The organism is Snodgrassella alvi wkB2, from assembly GCF_000600005.1.
Taxonomy (GTDB): Bacteria; Pseudomonadota; Gammaproteobacteria; order Burkholderiales; family Neisseriaceae; genus Snodgrassella; species Snodgrassella alvi.
The window spans coordinates 803,829-825,246 of the sequence record NZ_CP007446.1 but is presented as its reverse complement, the minus strand read 5'-3'; the positions used below and the strand labels follow the sequence as shown (position 1 = coordinate 825,246).

Here is a 21,418-nt window from a genome sequence, read left to right as displayed (position 1 = left end):
AATAATTTTACTACTCAAACCAGACAGTTTTCTGCTTCTGCCAGCCAGTCACGTGCCCGTAAATATCCGGCCAGACCTGCTTCAGCAGAACCAGGTACCGGTTCATACTGATATTCAAAGCGGGCTAAAGGCGGCATAGACATCAGAATAGATTCTGTTCGCCCGCCGGCATGTAAACCAAACTGAGTGCCTCTGTCCCACAATAAATTAAATTCAATATAACGTCCGCGCCTGTATAACTGAAACTGACGTTCACGCTCGCCAAAATCCATATTTTTGCGCCGCGCCACAATAGGCAGATAAGCTTGTAAATAAGCAGCACTTATTGCTCGTATAAAAGCAAAACAACGAGCAAAATCCCAGCGGTTTAAATCATCAAAAAATAATCCGCCTACACCTCGCTGTTCCTGCCGGTGAGGCAGATAAAAATAACGGTCACACCACTCTTTAAATTCAGAATATACCGTTTCACCAAAAGGCAGACACGCATCATAAGCAACCTTATGCCAATGCACTATATCTTCAATAAATGGATAAAAGGGGGTCAAATCAAAACCGCCGCCAAACCACCAGACCGGGTTACTGCGTTCGGGATATGCAATGAATAAGCGTACATTCGCATGACTGGTAGGTACATATGGATTACACGGATGCACCACCAGTGACACCCCCATTGCTTCATAAGGAGCTCCTGCCAGATACTGGCGTTTTCGCACAGCTGAAGCCGGCATAGCGATACCTTTAACATGAGAAAAATTAACGCCAGCCTGTTCAAACACAGCTCCTTGTTTGAGCACCATACTGCGCCCGTTTCCCAATTTGCCAGACCATTCATCTGTTACAAACCCCGCAGTACCATCTTCTTTTGCCAGGGCATCAGCCAAATGTAATTGTAAGTTTTGAAAAAAATCCAGATTTTGATTAAAGACATCGCAACTCATGAAAAAACCGTAAACTAAGTTTAATTAATATATGTATAATATTAATTAATATTTGTAATACACAATCTACAATAACAGATTATTTTAATCAGTATTATTGTTACCTGACAGTATTTATCGCTTATTTAACAATACGAAACTATCAGTATAAATATTAAAACATGATATTTTTTGTATATTGTACATTTAATCAACACACTAAATCCGAAAAGGAAATCTGAATGCAACTTTATATTTATGACCATTGTCCCTACTGTGTACGAGCCAGAATGATATTCGGTAAAAAAATAGTACCGGTAGAAAATATCTATCTGCTGAATGATGACGAAGACACTCCGAATAAATTAATCGGAAAAAAAATGGTACCGATTCTGGTAAAAGATGATGGTACTGCCATGGGAGAAAGTCTAGATATCGTTCACTACATTGACCAGCTTTCTGGTACTACTCTTATAAACAATACAGTACGGCCTGAAATTGAGGGCTGGATAAAAATTGTTGATACTTACCGCAATTTCCTGACTTTACCGCGCTGCATCAGTATCAACCTGCCTGAGTTTGCTACTCAGAATGCCATCAATTATTTCATCAACAAAAAAACTGCTATTTTTGGTGATTTTCAGCACCATTTACAAAATAGTCAAACCTATATTAACCGGTTCAATGCCGATCTGATTGCACTATCGCCGTTGATTGTGAATGATCATGGTAGTAATGGTACTTTCGGAATGGAAGATATTCTTTTATTTCCCTTACTGCGCAATATGACTATGGTCAAAGGAATCGAATGGACTGCGCCGGTGCTGGATTATATGCACAGCATTAGCCGGATTACCCGCATTCCATTGTTTGATGACCGCGCAATCTGATTAATAAGCAGTTTTTTGGCAGCCGGCAAAACATAAAGGCTGCCATTTTTATAAAAATTTATTCAAAAATATCGATTTTAAATGATTTTCAACAATAATCTTGTTTTGTTGATTACACAATATTACAATACAAACAATATTGATAAAGAATTAATATAAAAATTTTATTTATTTATAACATATGGTTATATAAATAAATAGTAAGAAAATATTTACTTTATTATTTTTGAAATAAATAATCAATTTTAAGAGGAAATACAGCATGTCTAAAACGAAAACTGTATCAGAAATATTGGTTGATGTTCTTACCGAAGCAGGTGTCAGCAACTGTTACGGCATCATCGGTGATACCCTGAACTTTGTTGGCAAAGCGATAGAAAAAAGTAGTATTAATTGGGTGCATACACGTCACGAAGAAGCAGCTGCCTTTGCTGCCGGCGCTGAAGCTCTGATTACAAACAAACTTACTGCATGTGCTGGTTCCTGTGGTCCCGGCAGCTTGCATCTGATTAACGGCTTATACGAATCCAACCGCAATAATGCACCAGTAATCGTTATTGCCAGTCAGCTTGCCGCCACTTCTATGGGCACCGGATTCCCGCAGGAAGTGGATTTCCTCAAGGTTTATCAGGATACAAGCGTTTTCTGCCAGATGGTAAACCAGCCGGAAGAAGCTCAGCGTATATTCACTCAGGCCGCACAGGCCGCCATTAATAAACGCGGTGTAGCCGTTGTAATCCTGCCCAGCGACATCAGTAAAATGGAAGTAGCTGAAAAACCAGTAAAAATATGGTGCCCGCAGCCAGTTACCCGTCCGAATGATAACGAAATAGAAGAACTGGTTAAAGCGATTAATCAGGGAAATAAAATTACCATTTACGCTGGTTTTGGCGCTAAAGATGCACATGATGAAGTAATTGCACTGGCAGAAAAACTAAAGGCACCAGTTGTACACACTTCCCGTGCTAAAGACAGCATTGCCTGGGATAACCCTTATCAGGTGGGTATGACCGGGATGTTTGGGACTAAGGCTGGTTATGATGCCATCAAAAACTGCGATACCTTGTTATTACTCGGTTGCAGCTTTGCATGGTCTGAATATTATCCGGAAAAGGCCAATATCATCCAGATTGATCATGAAGCTACTCAGTTAGGCTTGCGTCATCCGATTAATCTGGGGCTGGTTGGTGATGTTAAAACCACTCTGCAAACAATTTTGCCGAAAATACAAACTCGTAACGACAGCAGTTTTCTGGAACACCATACCGCTTTATTTGCCAAAATTATGGATAAATTTGAAACGTATGCCACTCCGGATGACAAACACCCAATTCACCCGCAGCAACTAATCGAATTGATAGATAAGCATGCCAGTGATGATGCATTGATTACCGCAGATGTAGGAACACCAATGCTATGGGGAGCCCGCTATTTAACCATGAACGGCAAACGGCGCTTCCTGACCAGCCTTAAACACGGCACCATGTCAAACGGTATGCCTCAGGCTTATGGTTTCCAGAAAGCCTTTCCGGGCAGACAGGTCATTTCTTTATCCGGAGATGGCGGTTTAGCCATGCTGATGGGTGATTTGCTTACTGCCAAACAGGAAAATCTGCCGATTAAAATAGTTGTTTTCAACAACAGTTCCCTGAACTTCGTGGAGCAGGAACAAAAAGGCGAAGGTTTGGTAGAAGTCTATGTTGACCTGAAAAACGGTGACTTCAAAACCATTGCAGAAGGCTGTGGTTTCAGTGCTCAAAGCGTAAGCAAATCTTCTGAGCTGGAGGCTGCTGTAAAAACATTCCTTGCACACGAAGGTCCGGCATTACTGGATGTCGTAATCAGTGACAAAGAACTGATAATGCCACCAGCAATCAGTTATGAAAATGTAAAAAACATGGTCTGGTATGGTTCTAAAGCCATCCTTGAAGGTAAAGGCAAAGAAGTTATTGATATGATCAAAAATAACATCTAAACCTTTTAACAGGCCCGCTGATTGATACAGCGGGCGCTTTTTTACACATTAATCAAAAATAATTATTTAAATTAATAGTTTAATTGTATTCTTGAATCTCTTATTATTTGAAATAAAAAATAAGTCAAAATTTATGCACACTATTCATAGCCGTATTAAACAAGCTAGAACTAATAAAGGTTTAACCCAAGCTGAATTAGCAGAGAAGTTAAATATATCAATTACAGCTATCCAACTATGGGAAAATAAAGATGAGACTAAAGCCACAGCTCCAAAAAGAAAACGGCTAGAGGAAGTAGCAAAAATTTTAGGAGTAACGGTTACATGGCTATGTACAGGAGAAAATTTTATACAAACAGATGAAAATCCAAAACCAACTGAAAACCCCGGTCCCAGTGACGGATATAAAAAAGTTATGATATACGATATTGATTTATCAAAAAATCATGAAAATATCAATTGGATTTTATCAGAATTTGAAGAACCACTACTCATAAATAATAATTGGTTCACATCTAAAAATTTAATCTCTGATGATTTGCGTGCCATGCGTGTAAAAGGTAATAGCATGGCTCCTAACTTGGACAATAACGACATTGTTATAATAAACACTAATGATGTTGAGCCTGTTGATGATGAAACATATGCTATTATTTACAATAAACATTTTTTTATAAGACAAATCCGTCAAACTGTTGATGGTATAAATCTCATAAGCTCAAATAGTGATTATGAAACTATTAAAATTTCTTCTAATCATCTAGATAATTTTATAATTTTAGGAAAAAAAGTCTGGCGCTGTGGCTAGTTGATATTCTTTATTTCTTTTTTATCTTCTGACATTTTGAAAATAGACATCAAAATTTTTTATACATTTAACATAAAATATTTTTCTAATTCATAAAGATAGCTAATTAATATGAAATAAAATTTTAGTGATGCAAGATACAAATATCCGGCAGCATCAACAATCTAAAAGCAACTTCAAAATTAAAAAATATTATATTTTTAACAACAATCTATTCTATTTTTATATTTTTTAAAATCAAATAGTTAATTATTAACATTAATTACTCCTTTTCATTCCAAAGAATTTAAAGTATTGTTATTTCTTAACTTTTATTCGAACCGAGTAAAAGTTATCTGTCAGTAGTGATTTCGGAAAGTCAGGCATTCCAGACCACACGGAAACACGACTGATCTAAAAATTAATATGGTCATTAAATGTAATAATAAACTACCCAGCTCTAGATAACATTGCTTGCTGGGTAGTTTTCGTTTCTGTGCTTAATAATTTATCCAGACAACTTCGATATGATGTATCAGGATAATCGGCATAATTACAGATTGCGTACAGCTTTCTTCATTTTACGCAACCATTTGCGCTGGCTGCGTATGTCTGGCATTCCTGCTGCTCCATACTGCCAGTCTATATACTGTGTCAATAAAGCAGCTAAATCTTCATTAAGCAAATTATGCTCTGCCAGAATATTTTGTAACTCAAGCGGACCGATTGCAGATAATTCTGACTCTTCACCTTCTACAATAGTCTGCTTAAGCAGATTAATACCATCGGTTAATGGCTGAGTCTGCACATTACCCTGACGGCGTAACCAGAAAATCAGTGGAAGTGACGTAATGACAATTGCGATTATAATGACTATTATCAATACATATATAGGTATATTTTTTAAATTCAGCCAGCTAAGTATTGACTTCTGACTGCCCCTATCATAATTAACCACCCATTGCTGCCAGTAAAACTGACCATTATCCAGATATTTCTGTAATAACGGAAAAGCTGAAGATAATCCGGCACGCTGTTCTGCCGGTAAAGCACTTTCCACCCCTTTGTCTATACGCACTGATGAAACTGCCGTGGTCGGATCTACCCGTTTCCATAAACCCTTTTCAGCAATCCAGATTTCAGTCCATGCATGTGCATCCTTACTGCGAATTTGCCAGAACTTATTGTCAGGGTGATATTCTCCTCCCTGATAACCAATTACGATTCGTGCCGGTACACCGATTGAACGAGCCAGCCACACCATAGCATCAGCATAATCTTCACAAAAACCTTCATGTCCCTCGAATAAAAAATAATCTATTTTATTCTGTGTTTCATGGTTCCGTTTTGGGGTTAGAGTATATTGAAAATGACTGCTTTTGAAATAAGCTAGTATATGATTGATAAACTCTTCGCTGCCACCAGATTTGTCCGCCAGCTGTTTTGCCAGCCTGCGAGTTTCAGGATTCAGTCCATCCGGCAACTGCGTATAATAATTCAGTAAAGCCTGATCCATTTGCTGACGCAGGTATGGTGTCATCTGAGAATATAAATGTACCCTGCGCAGACCTTCGCGACTATTATTGACCCTGACAACGTTACCTACTCGTCGGCTGAAACCAAACTGTTCATTAGGCAAAGGCTGATCCAGAGCCGGTAATCGTCCGTGATCATCCTGAATAATCAGCTGATATCCTACCATTTTGCTATCGGTACGCTGTTCCAGCAAAGCTCTGCTTGGCAGCTGTAAAGTATCTTCATCCGTATACTGTTCTTTTACCGCATGCCATTTTCCGTCCGTGTTATTACCCATTACCATTACACGCCAGTACATATCAGCATTGCGTGGAATAGCATCATTATCAAAGATAACATTGAAAGCCAGTTCATTACTCAAAATCAGATTGCTGACACTCCCTGATTCAAGGGTATCCGACAATCCTGTAACAGATGATTGCTGAGGCTGCGGCACTCCCCATAATGGCGTATTTCTGCGCGGCATTGCTATAAATAAAATAACGGCCAGTGGAAAAGACAGAATTAAAATTACTGCACCCTGCCGTATTGCCGTCATCGGTTTGATGCCCGCAAGTAATCCCAGAGATGAAATCAGGCAGAACAACGCTACAATCAGCCAGGGGGCCATTAATATACTTTGATTAAACAGCAGACCGCCGCCCATCAGTACTAGCTGAGCTAATAATAATATTTGCCAGTCGCGTAACGTTTCACCCTCAAATGCCTTGAGTATAATCATTAACATGAGCAAAGAAACACTGGCATCCCGGCCAATAATCGTTCCCACACGAAAATATACCCATACAGAAGTAGCCACCAGCAATATTATTAATGCCCATAACGGCAATTTTTTAATACTGGTAAACAGCAAAGCAACGCGCGCAATCCACAACAGAGCGAATGCAGCGCACACACTCAGAGGTAATTCAAATAATAAGGGTAACGATACCCATGCCAGCATCAGTAACAGAATAAGCTGAGTGCGTACAGATGGGGATTTACGTAAAAAAACCGGATCAGCAAGCCACATTACCATCTACCCAAAGCATTCAGACATTTTGTCCGTTGACCTGTCGTTGCCTCATAGCGCTGTCTTGGTAACTCCAGTATATATTTTTCCCCGATAGCATCTGCTGCCAATACCCGATAGCACATCATACTCGCCATCTTTTCCAGGCTGGTTCCCTGAGGATAATCCCGATAGGAAATCAGTAACGGTTCTACCCGCTTACCTCCCTGTTCAAAATATTTATCCAATAAATCACCTGTTTTGGCATAATGTTTCCATGCTATCTGCCGCATTGAAGCTGAACTCTGATGAGGCAGCAGATAAGCCGGATCCTGACCGCTCAGACTGATTTGGGTGCTGGGTACGTCATCACTACTACGCTGTGCTGAAATAGTATGTTCTAAAGGTTCCGGAAAAATCACAAGTTCTTCAGTAAATTCCCATTGAGTTTTAATCATCAGCAACCCAAACGGCGCCATACTGGCTCCGGCAAGTATTAATGGTGGCAAAATACCACGGCGCTGCGGAGGTAATTTCCAGAGAAATTCAGTATTTTCTGGTGTAATTGTCCACAATTCCCAGTCACTGGCTGTGCCGGTTATTTCCTGTGCTGTTTGCAGCCATAACCAGCGTGTACGTTTGCAGCTGTCACAGGCTCGCAAAGTCAGAACACATTCTTTACCGGCAAAATATTCCTGTTGGGGTTTAATCGCCAATACTATCCCGGTAAGCTGGCGGACACCGGCAAGTGCACCAAATAATAAAATGCCCACTAACCAGAACACCAGTGCATGAGCTACGTTTACCTGATAATTAACTGCCATAACCCATAACAGAAAACTGGCAATAGCCACACCCCAGCCCATACGTGTCAGGTTGACACGTATATTACGTGCACGCAAAGCTGTGTGCCCGTCAATAAGTGTAGGTGCAGGTGTCTCAGACCACAGCCACATGGTCCAGCATTCCTGTGAGTAAAGTACTGCTTCGGGACTGACTTTGTAAAGGTTGCAGGCGGTGTGCCGCTACTGCTACCCAGACAGCTTTCACATCTTCCGGAACAACATGTGCCCTTCCCTGTACCCATGCATATGCTTTTGCAGCCTGAACTACTGCCAATCCGGCACGCGGACTCAGCCCGACTGCGAATGTACCCGGAGTACGCGTAGCTGCAACTAGCCGATAAACATAATCCGCTGCCGCTGCAGATAAATTTATTTTGGATACTTCTGCCTGCCATTGCTGTAATATTTCCGCATTGCATACTGCTTTAATGCGTGGCACAAACTGGCGACGCCCGCCAGAGATGTAGAGCTGTTTTTCTTCTTTTTCTGCCGGATAGCCAATACTCAGACACATCATAAACCGGTCCAGCTGCGATTCAGGTAAAGGGTAAGTACCCAGCTGTTCTGTCGGATTCTGGGTAGCAACTACAAGAAATGGTTTCGGCAGCGCATAGGTTTTACCATCCACAGATACCTGCCCCTCTTCCATAGCTTCAAGCAAAGCCGATTGCAGTTTGGGAGAAGCACGGTTAATTTCATCAGCCAGTAAAAAAGAATTGAAAACCGGTCCCGGATGAAAAATAAACTCGTTGGAATTTGGCTGGAATATACTGACTCCCAGCAAATCAGCCGGTAACATATCGTTAGTAAATTGTACGCGCTGATAATTTAATCCCAGTACCGCTGCCAGTGCATGTGCCAGTGTGGTTTTACCAACTCCTGGTACATCTTCAAGCAGAATATGCCCGCGTGCCAGTACACAGGTAACAATTTGTATCAGCAATTGTTGTTTGCCCAGAATAAGGGCATTGAGTTGTTTGAAAATCGGTTCGAGTTTTGGGTTCATGTTTGGATACAGTAATAATAAAAAAATCCGGCAGTGATATCGGGTTTGTTATCGCAAAATGTAACTACTGGAAATAATTCTGTATTATTTATACAAAATTTATTTTATACATATAATTTTGCAGCAATACATACGTATATAAATTGTTAAAATTAAATTTTATAACGAATATTAACACTATTCATGAGTATGTGTACATTATCCAATTCGAATATATTCTACTGTTAATATTTCAATATTTTCCACTCCATCAGGGCCATGCAAACGCACTTCATCACCTTCATGTGCTTTTAATAAAGTACGCGCAAGCGGTGAAACCCAGGAAATTTTATTTCTACTGGTATCGATTTCATCTGTACCAACAATATGTACAGTCTGCTCCTGACCATTGCCGCGTAAAATAGTTACAGTAGCACTAAAAAAAATCTGATCACTGGGTTCACGTGCTTCCGGATCAATAACCTGTGCAGCTTCCAGTCTTTTAGTCAGAAAGCGGATACGTCGGTCAATTTCACGCAACCTGCGTTTCCCATACAAATAATCACCATTTTCACTTCGGTCACCATTACCCGCCGCCCAGTTCACCACATTAACAATTTCAGGGCGTTCTTTATGAACAAGCTGATAAAGCTCATCCTGTAAAGCCTGATGGCCCGAAGGGGTAATATAATTAGGTGCAGTCTGGGGTGCTGACACATTACTCATAAACTGTCTCCATAATTGACACAAAAAGGCTGTCTGAAAACACAGACAGCCTGCATGATTCTTCCAGAATTCAGCGATTATTTACGCTGGGCATCTACAGCAGCCAAAGCCACCATATTTACTATACGGCGTACAGAAGCCATAGGAGTAACAATATGTACAGATTCATTCATACCCATCAGAATCGGGCCAATTGTTACGCCATGAGATGAAGTACGTAACAGATTGTAACTGATATTCGCTGCTTCAACATTCGGCATTACCAGCAAGTTTGCTGCACCTTTTAGTTTGCAGTCCGGCATCAGTTTCTGACGCAGTTTTTCATCCAGTGCAAGATCACCCTGCATTTCACCATCCACGTTTAGTTCCGGAGCTGCCTCTTTAATTAAAGCAAGCGCTTCCTGCATTTTGGTGCTGCTTGGCTGATCAAGTGAACCGAAGTTTGAATTGGACAACAAAGCCACTTTTGGTTCTATACCAAAACGTTTCATTTCATCAACACACATCAGTGTATTAGCAGCAATCTGCTCTGCAGTCGGTTCTGGATTAACATAGGTATCAGCAATAAACATATTACCTGAGGTCATAATCAGTGCGTTCATAGCACAGGCATTCTGTTCAGGATTGTTATAGCCGATTACTTCTTCCAGAATATTGAAATGATCATGGAAGCGACCTACCGTACCACACAGTAATGCATCTGCACTGCCCATCCGCACCAGCATTGCACCAATCAGAGTAGAACTGCTAATCATCCGGCGCCGGGCCATTTCCTCGGTGACACCGTGACGTTTACGCAGCTCGTAATAAGCCTGCCAGTATTCACGGTAGCGAGGATCGTCCTGATTATTAACAATCTCAAAATCCTTGCCTGGCTGTATAGTCAGACCCAGTTTTTTCGAACGTGCTTCAATTACTGCCGGCCGGCCAATCAGAATCGGGAAGGCCAGCTTGTGGTTAACAATGTGCTGCGTTGCATGCAGAACACGCTCATCCTCACCTTCACACAATACCACACGTTTCAGTTCTTTTTTCGCCTGAGAGAATACTGGTTTCATAAACAGGCTGGATTTATAGACAAACTGACTCAGTTTCTCTACATAGGCTTCCATATCATCAATCGGACGGGTTGCCACACCGGAATCCATAGCTGCTTTGGCTACAGCAGGCGCCACTACAGCAATCAGACGAGGGTCAAATGGCTTCGGAATCAGATATTCACGTCCGAAAGAAAGCTCGGTATTGCCATAAGCAGCAGAGACTTCATCACTTAGCTCAGCTTTGGCCAGTTCAGCAATAGCATGCACACAGGCCAGCTTCATCTGCTCATTAATGGTAGTTGCACCTACATCCAGTGCACCACGGAAAATAAACGGGAAGCATAGAACATTATTTACCTGATTCGGAAAATCAGAACGTCCGGTACCAATTACCGCATCCGGTCGTGCAGCTTTAGCTTCAGGCGGCCAGATTTCCGGAGTCGGATTAGCCATAGCCAGAATAATCGGATCTTTGGCCATAGTTTTGAGCATATCCACGCTCAACACATTCGGACCAGATAATCCGAGGAAAATATCTTTGTCATGAACAGCATCAGCAAGCTTACGCTGACCATTATCCGGTATGGCGAATAATTTTTTCGATTCCACCATGTTTTCTTCACGATTCTGGTAAATCACACCTTTTGAATCGCACACAGTGATATTTTCACGCTTCATACCCAGCGCAACCAGCAGCTCCAGACAGGCAATCGCTGCTGCACCGGCTCCGGAACATACTAGTTTAACCTGACTGATATCTTTACCAACAACTTCAAGACCATTTTTAATCGCTGCTGCAGTAATAATTGCTGTACCATGCTGATCATCATGGAATACCGGAATGTTGCAACGCTCACGCAGTTTTTTCTCAATATAAAAACATTCCGGTGCTTTAATATCTTCAAGGTTAATACCGCCAAATGTCGGCTCCAGTGAAGCAATAATATCTACCAGTTTGTCTGGATCAGTTTCATTAATTTCGATATCGAATACATCAATACCACCGAATTTTTTGAACAGTACTCCCTTACCTTCCATCACCGGTTTTCCAGCCAGAGCACCGATATTACCCAAACCCAGTACCGCTGTACCATTGGAAATAACTGCAACCAGATTACCGCGTGCAGTATATCTGTATGCATTCAGGGGATCACGGTGAATTTCCATACACGGTGCAGCCACACCCGGTGAATAGGCCAGTGACAAATCATATTGGGTAGCCAATGGTTTGGTAGGCGTAATTTGAATTTTACCGGGACGGGGTTCTTCGTGAAAATGTAATGCTGCTTCTTTGATTAATTCATCCATATCTTTTCTCAGTCTTAGGTTTTCAACACCAGTAAGCTGTTCTTGAAAGAGCACGCTAAAAAGTCACTTTTACCCGAGCAATTTACTAAATATGGCCAAGATAAAAGTTATTCACATTATAGCGTTAATTAACAAAATCATACACCGCTTTATTATCAGTATAATCAATTGCCATTCATTGTAAACATCCGGTTCTTGCGATTCTGCTGGATTTAAAACAACTATTCTTTAAACCGGAAAAAACGTTTTCTTATTTTTATAAAACAACAGTCAGTATTTATTAAAATTATTTTTACCGGTTAATTTATATTCAGTCTGAATCATTATATTTCATATAATACAACCTGCTGATTAATTTATATAAATTCAGGAAATACAGTTCAGTTAAACTAATTTGTAAGAGAAATTATAGTTTTATAATCTGACCATATTATTCAGAATATGATTTATTTAAATAAAAACTATGCTATTAATCAGACAATGATTTCAGCAAATTTTAACTGGTATATCAATAAGCCGGCGCATCTGATATCAGGAACGCCGGCTTCAGACTAGTATGAATTTCAACATAGAGTTTTTTACAGCCAGCTTAGGATTATACAGTATCTGATAATTGCCACCTTCCATTTCAATTGGCCAGCCATGCTGCATTTAAATCACGTAAAGTGGGCTGATAGCGATCACTTAGCCTAAAATCTGTACACTGTCTGCCAAAGTTATGATACATCATTACATAAAATTCAGTATCGGCCAGCCATGGCGATGGGCATACTGCACCAGTTTCTCATCAGGATTAACGGCAACCGGATCAGTTACCAAATTGAGCAAAGGCAAATCATTATGCGAATCACTGTAAAAATACACTTTAGTAAAATCTTCCAGCTGCTGTCCGCGCTGTGCTAGCCACTGCTGCAAGCGGGTAACTTTGCCTTCTTTAAAACTGGGCGTACCTGTATAGTGTCCGGTATAGTTACCATCTGCATCTGTTTCTAACTGCACGCCGATAATATTCTGAATACCAAACGCTTTTGCAATGGGTGCGATAATAAATTCATTAGTAGCAGACAAAAGCAGCATTTCATCACCGGCATCGCGATGACCTTGTACCAGCATTTTAGCCATAGTAGAAATATGCGGCACGATAAAATCACGCATATACTCATTATGCATTTCATCCAGCTCTGCACGGCTAAAACGCACGAGTGGTGCAAGCTGGAATTTCAGAAATTCATCAATATCCAGACAGCCATTCAGGTAATCCTGGTAGAATTTGTCGTTTTTCATGTCAACAAACGATTTATCTACCAGTCCTTTTTGCATCAGATACTTCGGCCATTCATTATCTGAATCACAGTTAATCAGTGTGTGGTCAAGGTCAAAAATAGCCAGATTCATGCATTTTCCTGTTGTTTAAGTAACTGGCGCAATAATGTAAGAGTGATGCGTCGACCCTGCGCCAGTGAATAATCATTCAGGGTATTGAGCATCAGCAGCAAGCTATCCAGATCTCTGCGCCAGTGAGCCAGCAAATAGCGGATTACTTCTGCGTCAACCGGTATTTGCCGTGCGTGAGCCATGCCTACCAGAGCATTGAATTTTTCTTCATCACTTAAAGGTTTGATTTCGTAGACAAGACAATAGGCCATGCGTGTACGTAAATCTTCACGGATCATTAGCTGCTGAGGAGGGATTGCTGAACTTAAAAGCAGATTACCGTGCCGGCTGTTGCGAAAATGGTTGAAGAGAGAAAATAGTTGCTGCTGTTCAGTGGCACTGAGTAATTCAATCTGGTCTACGGCAACACAATCCAGATCGAACAGCCAGTGTCCCAGGCCTTCTCTGGCCGCATCAACATATTCAGCTTTCAGCCCGCGTGACTGTGCTTGAGCCACCCATGCTTTGAGCAAATGGCTTTTACCACTGCCTGCTTCCCCCCAGACAAAGATAAACGGGTCAGCCTGATGCTGTAACACATAAATCAGTTCCGCATTGGTATGGCCAAGAAATTTATCAAATCCGGGATAGCTACGATCGTCAAAGTCAAATATCAGTTGGTTCACTACAGTAGACCAGTTTGAAAGCTAGTTCGACCTTTGATTGTAGCTGTCTGCTTAGTTCATATCAAGCAGCATAACGATGGAATTTAACTGATGAATAAGGATTTTATATTTAGCGGAAGTGAAAACCGACAGATAAAATATTTACTCCGACGGTTCGGCGGCAAATACCTGTTTCCATAGTTTCTTCACTATCTGATAATATTCAAGTAAGGAAGCATCTATGGGCGTAGTGACTGCGTCACGAAGACGGGTGTTATGCTGTAGCTGTCGATAATAACGATACGCAGTACGGCTGTCTTCCGCCAGTTTACTATCAATCAGCCCCAGCTCAGCCGCAATACTGAGTAAAGCAATATTGCCATAATTTTGTAATAATTGCGGATACTGATGTGCAAAAGAAAGAATCAGATACTGCACAATAAATTCCACATCAACGACACCGCCGCGGGCATATTTTACGTTACTATCAACTGGCGGATGTGTAGGGAACATTTTTTCGCGCATGGCAATAATTTCTTTCCGAAGCTGTTCCGCCTCACGCTGACGACACAGTATTTCATTCCGTACAGCATCAAAGCGTCTGCCAACTATGCTGTCTCCGGCAATAAAGCGGGCACGTGTTAAAGCCTGATGTTCCCATGTCCATGCACTTTCACGCTCATAGCGCTCATAAGCCTGTATATGTGTGACGGTAAAACCGGAATCTCCGTTCGGACGCAGACGTAAATCAATATCATAGAGCATGCCGGCGCCAGTTGGAACAGTGAGCCAGCTGGTCAAGCGGCGTGCCAGACGAGTATAAGTATCGACAGCATCTGGATGATTATCATCAAATATATAAACCAAATCCAGATCAGAAGTATAGCCCAGCTCTTTGCCGCCTAATTTGCCATAACCAATCACAGCAAAGTGCGCAGTATCAGTATGCCTGCGTGGTAACTCAGTCCACACTCTTGTAAGTGCAGTTTGAATAATCAGATCTGCTAAAGCGGAAAGCTGGTCGGATAAGGACTCAACTGTCCACAAGCCAGCCAGATCCTGCACAGTCAGACGGAAAATCCATGCATGCTGAAACCGGCGTAAAACATCCATCTGGGCTTCAACATCACCATGACACTCATCAAGCTGATGCTCCAGTTCAATCGAGTGAGCTGCCCAATCAGTATCTATACGCATTAATTCATTGCTGAGCAGTTCATCCAGCAAAACCGGATGCTGCTGCAGATAAGTAGCTACCCAGCTACTCTGGCTCATTAAACTAGCCAGTTTTTCCAGAGCCTCAGGATGCTCATGCATAAATGCCAGATAGGAGCTGCGCCGGCCAATGGCCTCAAGAAAATCCAGTAAACGGGCTAAAGTAACATCTGCTTGCGGACATTTCGCAGCAATACTAAGCACTGACGGTATGATTTCGTCAAAGCGCTGTTGCGCAGTGGACGATAGCTGCCGGTACTGACTGCCATGATGCAATTGTTGCAGCCGCTGCAATACATTTTTGGCATCAAACCCGTGCGCAGTCAGCAAAGCGATTTTTTCTTTGTTGTCACTTTCATCCTGCCATACACGCAGCATATCCGGATCGTTTACTTTGGCTTTGTCTTCCGGTTCAGTAAATATTGCTTCGAAAATCTGGTGCACAGCCTGTCTGTGCTGATTCAGGGCAGCCAGATAATCCTTATAGTCGCTGTATCCCATACTTTGTGCCAGCATTTGCTGTTGCTTTTCACCAGTTGGTAACATCTGGGTTTGCTGGTCATCCCAGTATTGCAGCCGGTGTTCGGTATCCCGCAAAAAATAATAGGCTTTCAGTAATGTATCGACACTATCCTCCGACAGCATACCGTGCTGAAGCAAAGCATGCAGCGTTTCCTGTGTACCTTTTAATTGCAGGCTGCGTACCTGTCCGCCCCGTATTAACTGGAATATCTGGGCAACAAATTCCACCTCGCGGATACCACCGGCACCAAGTTTGATATTATCAGCCATACCTTTACGGGTAACTTCACGCTGTATCTGCCTATGCAGGCTGCGCATGCCGTCATAAGCATTAAAATCCAGATATTTGCGATATACAAAAGGTCGTACCAGTGCAGCAATATTATTCGGATAGTCTGTGACCAGACGCGCCTTTGTCCATGCATAGCGCTCCCACTCCCGCCCCTGCTGAATCAGATAATGCTCCAGTGCGGTTTCATTGATTACCAGAGCTCCAGAATCACCATCTGGACGCAAACGCATATCAACCCGAAAGACCTGACCATCTCCGGTAATATCATTTAACAGAGCAATGATTTTCTGTCCGACTTTTGTAAAAAATTCCTGATTGCTCTTCTGTCGTTTACCATCAGTATCTCCGGCTTCCGGAAACACAAAAATTAAATCAATATCAGACGATACATTCAGCTCATAGCCACCCATTTTCCCCATACCTACAATACTAAGGCGTTGCTTATCCCCGCTATACTGACCGACTGGCTGTCCGTACAAACCAGCATAGTAGGCATGTGCATACTGCTCAGCAATATTTATAGTGAAATCAGCCAGATGGGTAATAGTTACAGTAACTTCATTTAAATCGCTTACCCGCGCCAAATCACGAGCCATAATATGTGCCATTACATAACGGCGCAGCAGGCGTAACTGGCGTGCCAGTTCATCTTCATTTTCACTACTCTGTAATTGCGCCCAGTCAGCGAAATTCCGGAAATCATCAATGGTCAGTTGCCGCTCCAGCCAAGGATAAAGTTTGTCTGTATTAAGTAACTGATTATCCAGTAAACGGCTTAGAAACAATGAATACGGACGTGCTGCTGCAAGAATTTGTTCGGGAGTCATAATGGCATTAATAAGAATATGAATGCATGGTTTATCATACCGTCTGAAACTAATACTGTGAATCAGTAAATCAGAGACAATAACATGCAGTATTTCAGTGAGAAGCTGAATATTGCCGGAAATAAAAAAAGAAGTTTGCGCTTTCGGCGAAACTTCCTTTTTTCAGATTTAATTATCCAATGATGTAACTAATTAGTGATGATGGTGATCATGCGCTCCATGTACATGACCATGTTCCAGCTCCTCAGCCGTAGCAGGGCGAATGTCTTTTACTGTTGCTTTAAAACGAATACACTGTCCAGCCAACGGATGATTACCATCGACTACCGCTTTACCATCTGCTACATCGGTAATACGATAAACCATTACATCACCAGTTTCCGGGTCATCTGCTTCAAACATCATGCCCACTTCAACTTCAACCGGAAACACATCCAATGGTTCAATACGAATCAGATCTTCATCCTGTTCGCCAAATGCATCATCTGGTGCCAGTTTTACATCTACTACATCGCCAACCGTCTTATCATGTAACTGTTCTTCAACCAACGGAAAAATACCGTCATAGCCACCATGCAAATAGCTAATCGGTTCTTCAGTTTTATCGATCAGCTGGTTATCAGCATTGAACATTTCATAGTCCAGTGTCACAACAGAATTTTTGGCGATTTTCATAATTTTTTTCCATAATCAAGCTGCACAGGCAGCAAACAATTTGTATTTTAACATGTAATGGTGCAAACCACATGACGTTACAGACTGCTATTGCAGACTATCCAGCCGTGCCATCATTCCTGCAAGAATACTTTTACCTTCCGACTGACTAACAATGGGTTCACTGCCCTTACGTCCCAGCAAACGAATATCTTCGCCCGGCATTTCATCAATAAAACGGCTGGGTTCATGAAATTCCCAGGAACCGGCACGTTTGCGTTTATGACAATGTGTAAGAGTAAGAGTTTGCCGCGCACGGGTGATACCCACATACATCAGCCGGCGTTCCTCATCAATATTGCCTTCTTCGATACTGTCAGCATGCGGAAATACTCCTTCTTCACAGCCTACCAGAAACACATGCGGATACTCCAGACCTTTAGACGCATGCAGAGTGGACATACTCACCATATCTGCATCTTCATCTTCTTTACCATCAAGCAATGTCATTAGTGCTATAGTCTGGGCTATTTCCAGAATATTCCGGCCATCTTCTTCACCTTTTTTGCCTATCCAGCTGAGCAAATCCTGCACATTGCGCCATTTAATTTCTCCGGCCCGTCCTTCCTCTGTATTGAGCAAATGTGTTTCATAAGCTATATCGGCAAGCAAACTGTGCAACAATTGTCCGGCATCTTCCACAGTAGCACGTGCCTGATAATCAGCCAGCAAAGCCATAAACTGCTGTAACGGTTCACGGCTTTTTGCTGACAACTCTGCCAGCGCATCCATACTGCGTGCAGCTTCAAATAAACTGCATTGTGCTACTTTGGCATAATTATTCAGCTTAGCCAGTGTGGTTTCACCTACTCCTCGCCGTGGTGTCGTTACTGCGCGCAGAAATGCCGGATCATCGTCCGGATTAGCAAGTAAACGAACATAAGCCAGTACATCTTTGATTTCGGCCTTATCAAAAAAACTTTGTCCGCCTGAAAGTCTGTATGGAATTCTCCGGCTACGCAATGCCTCTTCAAAAACTCTCGCCTGATGATTACCCCGATATAAAATCGCAAAATCCCGGTAATGTACGGCATCACCACCAATCAATTTTTGATGAGCAATTCTGCTGACGACTACATCAGCTTCGTGAGCCTCATTTTTACAGGCAATAACATCAATCATGTCACCCAACCCGTATTCACTCCATAATGTTTTAGCAAAAAGTTTGGGATTATGGGCAATCACCTGATTGGCTACACGCAGAATACGTGCAGTAGAACGATAATTTTGCTCCAGTTTAATAATCTTTAAATCCGGATAATCTTGTTGCAGCAGACGCAGATTTTCCATATTGGCACCACGCCAGGCATAAATACTCTGATCATCATCACCTACGGCAGTAAACTTACCTTCTGCACCGGTAAGCAGACGCATCAGCGCATACTGACAGGTATTGGTATCCTGACACTCATCTACCAGCAGATAACGCAAACGAAGCTGCCACTTATAGCGAATATCTGCCTGTGACTGGAGCAGCTCAACCGGTATCCGGATTAGATCATCAAAATCTACTGCCTGATAGCTGGTCAGAGTATCCTGATAAGAGGCATATAACTGCCCCATCTGATGTGTCCATGTATCATCAGCCTGCCGAATAACAGTTTCCGGAGAAAGCAGACTATTTTTCCACAGTGAAATCTGATGCTGGGCTTTAAACACCATTTCCCTGCCGGTACTGCCCAGTAATTCACTGATGATTTTGCCCGCATCGGCACTGTCGAGAATAGAAAATTGTTTTTTATATCCTGCTGCCGCTGCTTCCTCACGTAAAAAACGCATACCCAGCGAATGAAAAGTACATATAGTTAAACTGCGGGTTTGCGGTTTACTTAATAAGTGACCAACACGCTCTTGCATTTCCCGTGCCGCTTTATTAGTAAAGGTAATTGCAGCTATCTGCTGGGCAGGATAATGTGCTTGTGTAATCAGGTAAGCAATTTTTTCAGTAATAACACGCGTTTTACCACTGCCGGCACCGGCCAGCACCAGTAATGGTCCATCAAGATAGTGAATAGCTTCGTGTTGTTGCGGATTCAGATTTAACATGGTTTTATTGATGCTTCCGGCAAAAACACAACCGTACTGTTTATCAGGCCGGCTTCTGGTCAGCCGGATATCTTACAATTGCCAGTCTATCGGGCTTATTCCGTGCTCCTGCAGATATGCATTAGCCCGTGAAAAATGCCTGCATCCGAAAAAACCACGGTATGCAGATAAAGGAGACGGATGAGGTGCAGTTAATACCAGATGTTTTTTCCGGTCAATCATAGCACCTTTTTTTTGGGCATGACTGCCCCAAAGCATAAATACAATATGTTCACGTTCAGCATTCAAGACAGCAATCACATGGTCGGTAAAAGTTTCCCAGCCCAGCTCTGCATGTGAATGTGCCTGACCGGCGCGCACGGTTAAAACGGTATTAAGCAACAATACACCTTGCTCTGCCCAGTGCTGCAAATAGCCATGCTGCGGAATACGAAAGCCGGGTATATCTTCAGCCAGTTCTTTATATATATTGACTAGTGAAGGAGGAATGGCTACACCTTGCCGTACAGAAAAAGACAAACCATGCGCCTGCTGCGGACCATGATAAGGATCCTGACCAAGAATAACCACTTTAACCTGAGCAAATTCAGTTGCCTTAAACGCATTGAACACATCTTGTGCCGGCGGATAAATCACCTTACCGGCCAGCCTTTCAGCACGTACTGTTTCCAGAATATGCTGAAAATATGGTTGCTGTTTTTCTGCACCAATTGCCTGATGCCATGTCTGCATTAGAACTTCCCCTGTCTGATAAAAAGGCAATTTATGCCTTGCAGTCGGCCTTATACCGGTCAAGCTGCCAATTTTAGCATAGCGGCAAAACTACTAATCATGCCTTATACGCCAGAAATGCGCTAACGGACCATACCCATGTCCCAGATGCCAGTGTTGCCCTGCCTCAATCGCACCATGTACATAACTTTTGGCAGCTGCGACTGTATTGGCCAGATTTTCATGCTGTGGTCGCAAAGCGGCTATCGCAGCTGAAAGAGTACAGCCAGTACCATGAGTATGTGAAGTATGAATCCGGAGACTTTTAAAACATACCGGTTCATTATCCCGTTCCATCAGCCAGTCTGCAGCATCTTCAGAATTATTACGGTGCCCGCCTTTTACCAGTACTGCATGACAGCCTTCATCCAGTAAAATCTGTCCCTGTTCGAGCATTTCTTTGTCCGTAGTGGCTATCGGCTTATGTGTCATGATAGAAAGTTCAAAAAGATTAGGTGTCAGAATATCAGCCAGCGGCATCAGCAATTGCTTCATTGTCTGCACAGTATTTTCTATCGACAAAGCTGAACCGGAAGTAGCCACCATAACCGGATCCAGTACAGTAAAAGGCAGATGATATTGTTGCAGTGATTGAGCAACCGTACGGATGCTGTCAATATCAGCCAGCATACCGATTTTGACCGCATCAATACGAATATCAGACATCACTGCCGCACACTGCGCTTCTATCATATCCGGCGTTACTACCATAACCTGCTGTACACCAAAAGTATTCTGTGCAGTAATGGCTGTAATCACACTGGTACCGTATGCGCCCAGCGCAGCAAAAGTTTTTAAGTCCGCCTGAATACCTGCTCCGCCACTGGAATCAGATCCGGCAATAGTTAAAGCACGGGGGTAAGGCTTGGCGAGCGCCATAAGCATCTCCCTGAAAATTTTTATTTGTCAACGAATTAACTTATATATACTTCCAGAAAAAAAAACAAGCCCGTATAAATATCCGCAAAATATGCCTATTGACTATTTGT

At 42.3% G+C, this 21,418-nt stretch carries 16 protein-coding genes; 3 read left to right on the top strand and 13 right to left on the bottom strand.

Going from position 1 to position 21,418, the window contains the following annotated elements; genetic code table 11:
- Positions 1 to 14: 14 nt before the first annotated feature.
- Positions 15 to 941 (bottom strand): oxygen-dependent coproporphyrinogen oxidase, encoded by a 927-nt coding sequence (hemF, locus tag SALWKB2_RS03830; protein ID WP_025330363.1) that lies wholly within the window; start codon positions 939 to 941, stop codon positions 15 to 17.
- 221 nt (positions 942 to 1,162) lie between these two features.
- On the opposite strand from hemF, the gene grxB reads away from it, so the two are divergent.
- From grxB to SALWKB2_RS03815, 3 genes are all read left to right on the top strand, one after another.
- On the top strand, positions 1,163 to 1,810 hold the full coding sequence (gene grxB / locus SALWKB2_RS03825; protein ID WP_025330362.1) for a glutaredoxin 2: 648 nt from the start codon (positions 1,163 to 1,165) through the stop codon (positions 1,808 to 1,810).
- Between the two features lie 262 nt (positions 1,811 to 2,072).
- Complete coding sequence (locus SALWKB2_RS03820; protein WP_025330361.1) at positions 2,073 to 3,785, top strand: thiamine pyrophosphate-dependent enzyme; 1,713 nt, start codon at positions 2,073 to 2,075, stop codon at positions 3,783 to 3,785.
- Between the two features lie 133 nt (positions 3,786 to 3,918).
- Entirely contained in the window at positions 3,919 to 4,593 is a 675-nt protein-coding gene (locus tag SALWKB2_RS03815) for an XRE family transcriptional regulator (RefSeq protein ID WP_025330360.1), read from the top strand.
- A 532-nt stretch (positions 4,594 to 5,125) separates the two neighbouring features.
- Here the strand turns inward: SALWKB2_RS03815 and SALWKB2_RS03810 are convergent.
- From SALWKB2_RS03810 to thiD, 12 genes are all read right to left on the bottom strand, one after another.
- A complete protein-coding gene (locus SALWKB2_RS03810) occupies positions 5,126 to 7,120 on the bottom strand; it encodes a transglutaminase family protein (RefSeq protein ID WP_025330359.1) in 1,995 nt (664 codons plus the stop codon).
- Positions 7,120 to 8,055 carry a DUF58 domain-containing protein gene (locus tag SALWKB2_RS03805; protein WP_025330358.1) on the bottom strand — a complete coding sequence of 312 codons (936 nt, stop codon included), beginning with the start codon at positions 8,053 to 8,055 and terminating at the stop codon, positions 7,120 to 7,122. The genes SALWKB2_RS03810 and SALWKB2_RS03805 overlap by 1 nt, the downstream gene beginning before the upstream one ends.
- Positions 8,039 to 8,950: an AAA family ATPase gene (locus SALWKB2_RS03800; protein WP_025330357.1), complete on the bottom strand. Its 912-nt coding sequence runs from the start codon at positions 8,948 to 8,950 to the stop codon at positions 8,039 to 8,041. Before SALWKB2_RS03800 ends, SALWKB2_RS03805 begins: the two co-directional genes overlap by 17 nt.
- A 198-nt stretch (positions 8,951 to 9,148) precedes the next feature.
- Positions 9,149 to 9,655: a transcription elongation factor GreB gene (gene greB / locus SALWKB2_RS03795; RefSeq protein ID WP_025330356.1), complete on the bottom strand. Its 507-nt coding sequence runs from the start codon at positions 9,653 to 9,655 to the stop codon at positions 9,149 to 9,151.
- A 77-nt stretch (positions 9,656 to 9,732) separates the two neighbouring features.
- Positions 9,733 to 12,003, bottom strand: coding sequence for an NADP-dependent malic enzyme (locus SALWKB2_RS03790; RefSeq protein WP_025330355.1), 2,271 nt, complete (start codon positions 12,001 to 12,003; stop codon positions 9,733 to 9,735).
- A 729-nt stretch (positions 12,004 to 12,732) separates the two neighbouring features.
- On the bottom strand, positions 12,733 to 13,398 hold the full coding sequence (locus SALWKB2_RS03785) for a histidinol-phosphatase (protein ID WP_025330354.1): 666 nt from the start codon (positions 13,396 to 13,398) through the stop codon (positions 12,733 to 12,735).
- Positions 13,395 to 14,063, bottom strand: a complete 669-nt coding sequence (gene hda / locus SALWKB2_RS03780) for a DnaA regulatory inactivator Hda (RefSeq protein WP_025330353.1) — start codon at positions 14,061 to 14,063, stop codon at positions 13,395 to 13,397. Before hda ends, SALWKB2_RS03785 begins: the two co-directional genes overlap by 4 nt.
- 141 nt (positions 14,064 to 14,204) lie before the next feature.
- The gene (glnE, locus tag SALWKB2_RS03775; RefSeq protein WP_025330352.1) at positions 14,205 to 16,898 is read right to left on the bottom strand and encodes a bifunctional [glutamate--ammonia ligase]-adenylyl-L-tyrosine phosphorylase/[glutamate--ammonia-ligase] adenylyltransferase; all 2,694 of its coding nucleotides are present in this window, start codon (positions 16,896 to 16,898) and stop codon (positions 14,205 to 14,207) included.
- A 192-nt stretch (positions 16,899 to 17,090) separates the two neighbouring features.
- On the bottom strand, positions 17,091 to 17,573 hold the full coding sequence (locus SALWKB2_RS03770; protein WP_025330351.1) for an FKBP-type peptidyl-prolyl cis-trans isomerase: 483 nt from the start codon (positions 17,571 to 17,573) through the stop codon (positions 17,091 to 17,093).
- Between the two features lie 87 nt (positions 17,574 to 17,660).
- Entirely contained in the window at positions 17,661 to 19,658 is a 1,998-nt protein-coding gene (gene rep / locus SALWKB2_RS03765) for a DNA helicase Rep (protein WP_038648748.1), read from the bottom strand.
- Positions 19,659 to 19,730: 72 nt separating this feature from the next.
- Entirely contained in the window at positions 19,731 to 20,390 is a 660-nt protein-coding gene (gene ung, locus SALWKB2_RS03760; RefSeq protein ID WP_025330350.1) for a uracil-DNA glycosylase, read from the bottom strand.
- A 93-nt stretch (positions 20,391 to 20,483) separates the two neighbouring features.
- Positions 20,484 to 21,308, bottom strand: a complete 825-nt coding sequence (gene thiD / locus SALWKB2_RS03755; protein ID WP_025330349.1) for a bifunctional hydroxymethylpyrimidine kinase/phosphomethylpyrimidine kinase — start codon at positions 21,306 to 21,308, stop codon at positions 20,484 to 20,486.
- Between the last annotated feature and the right edge of the window lie 110 nt (positions 21,309 to 21,418).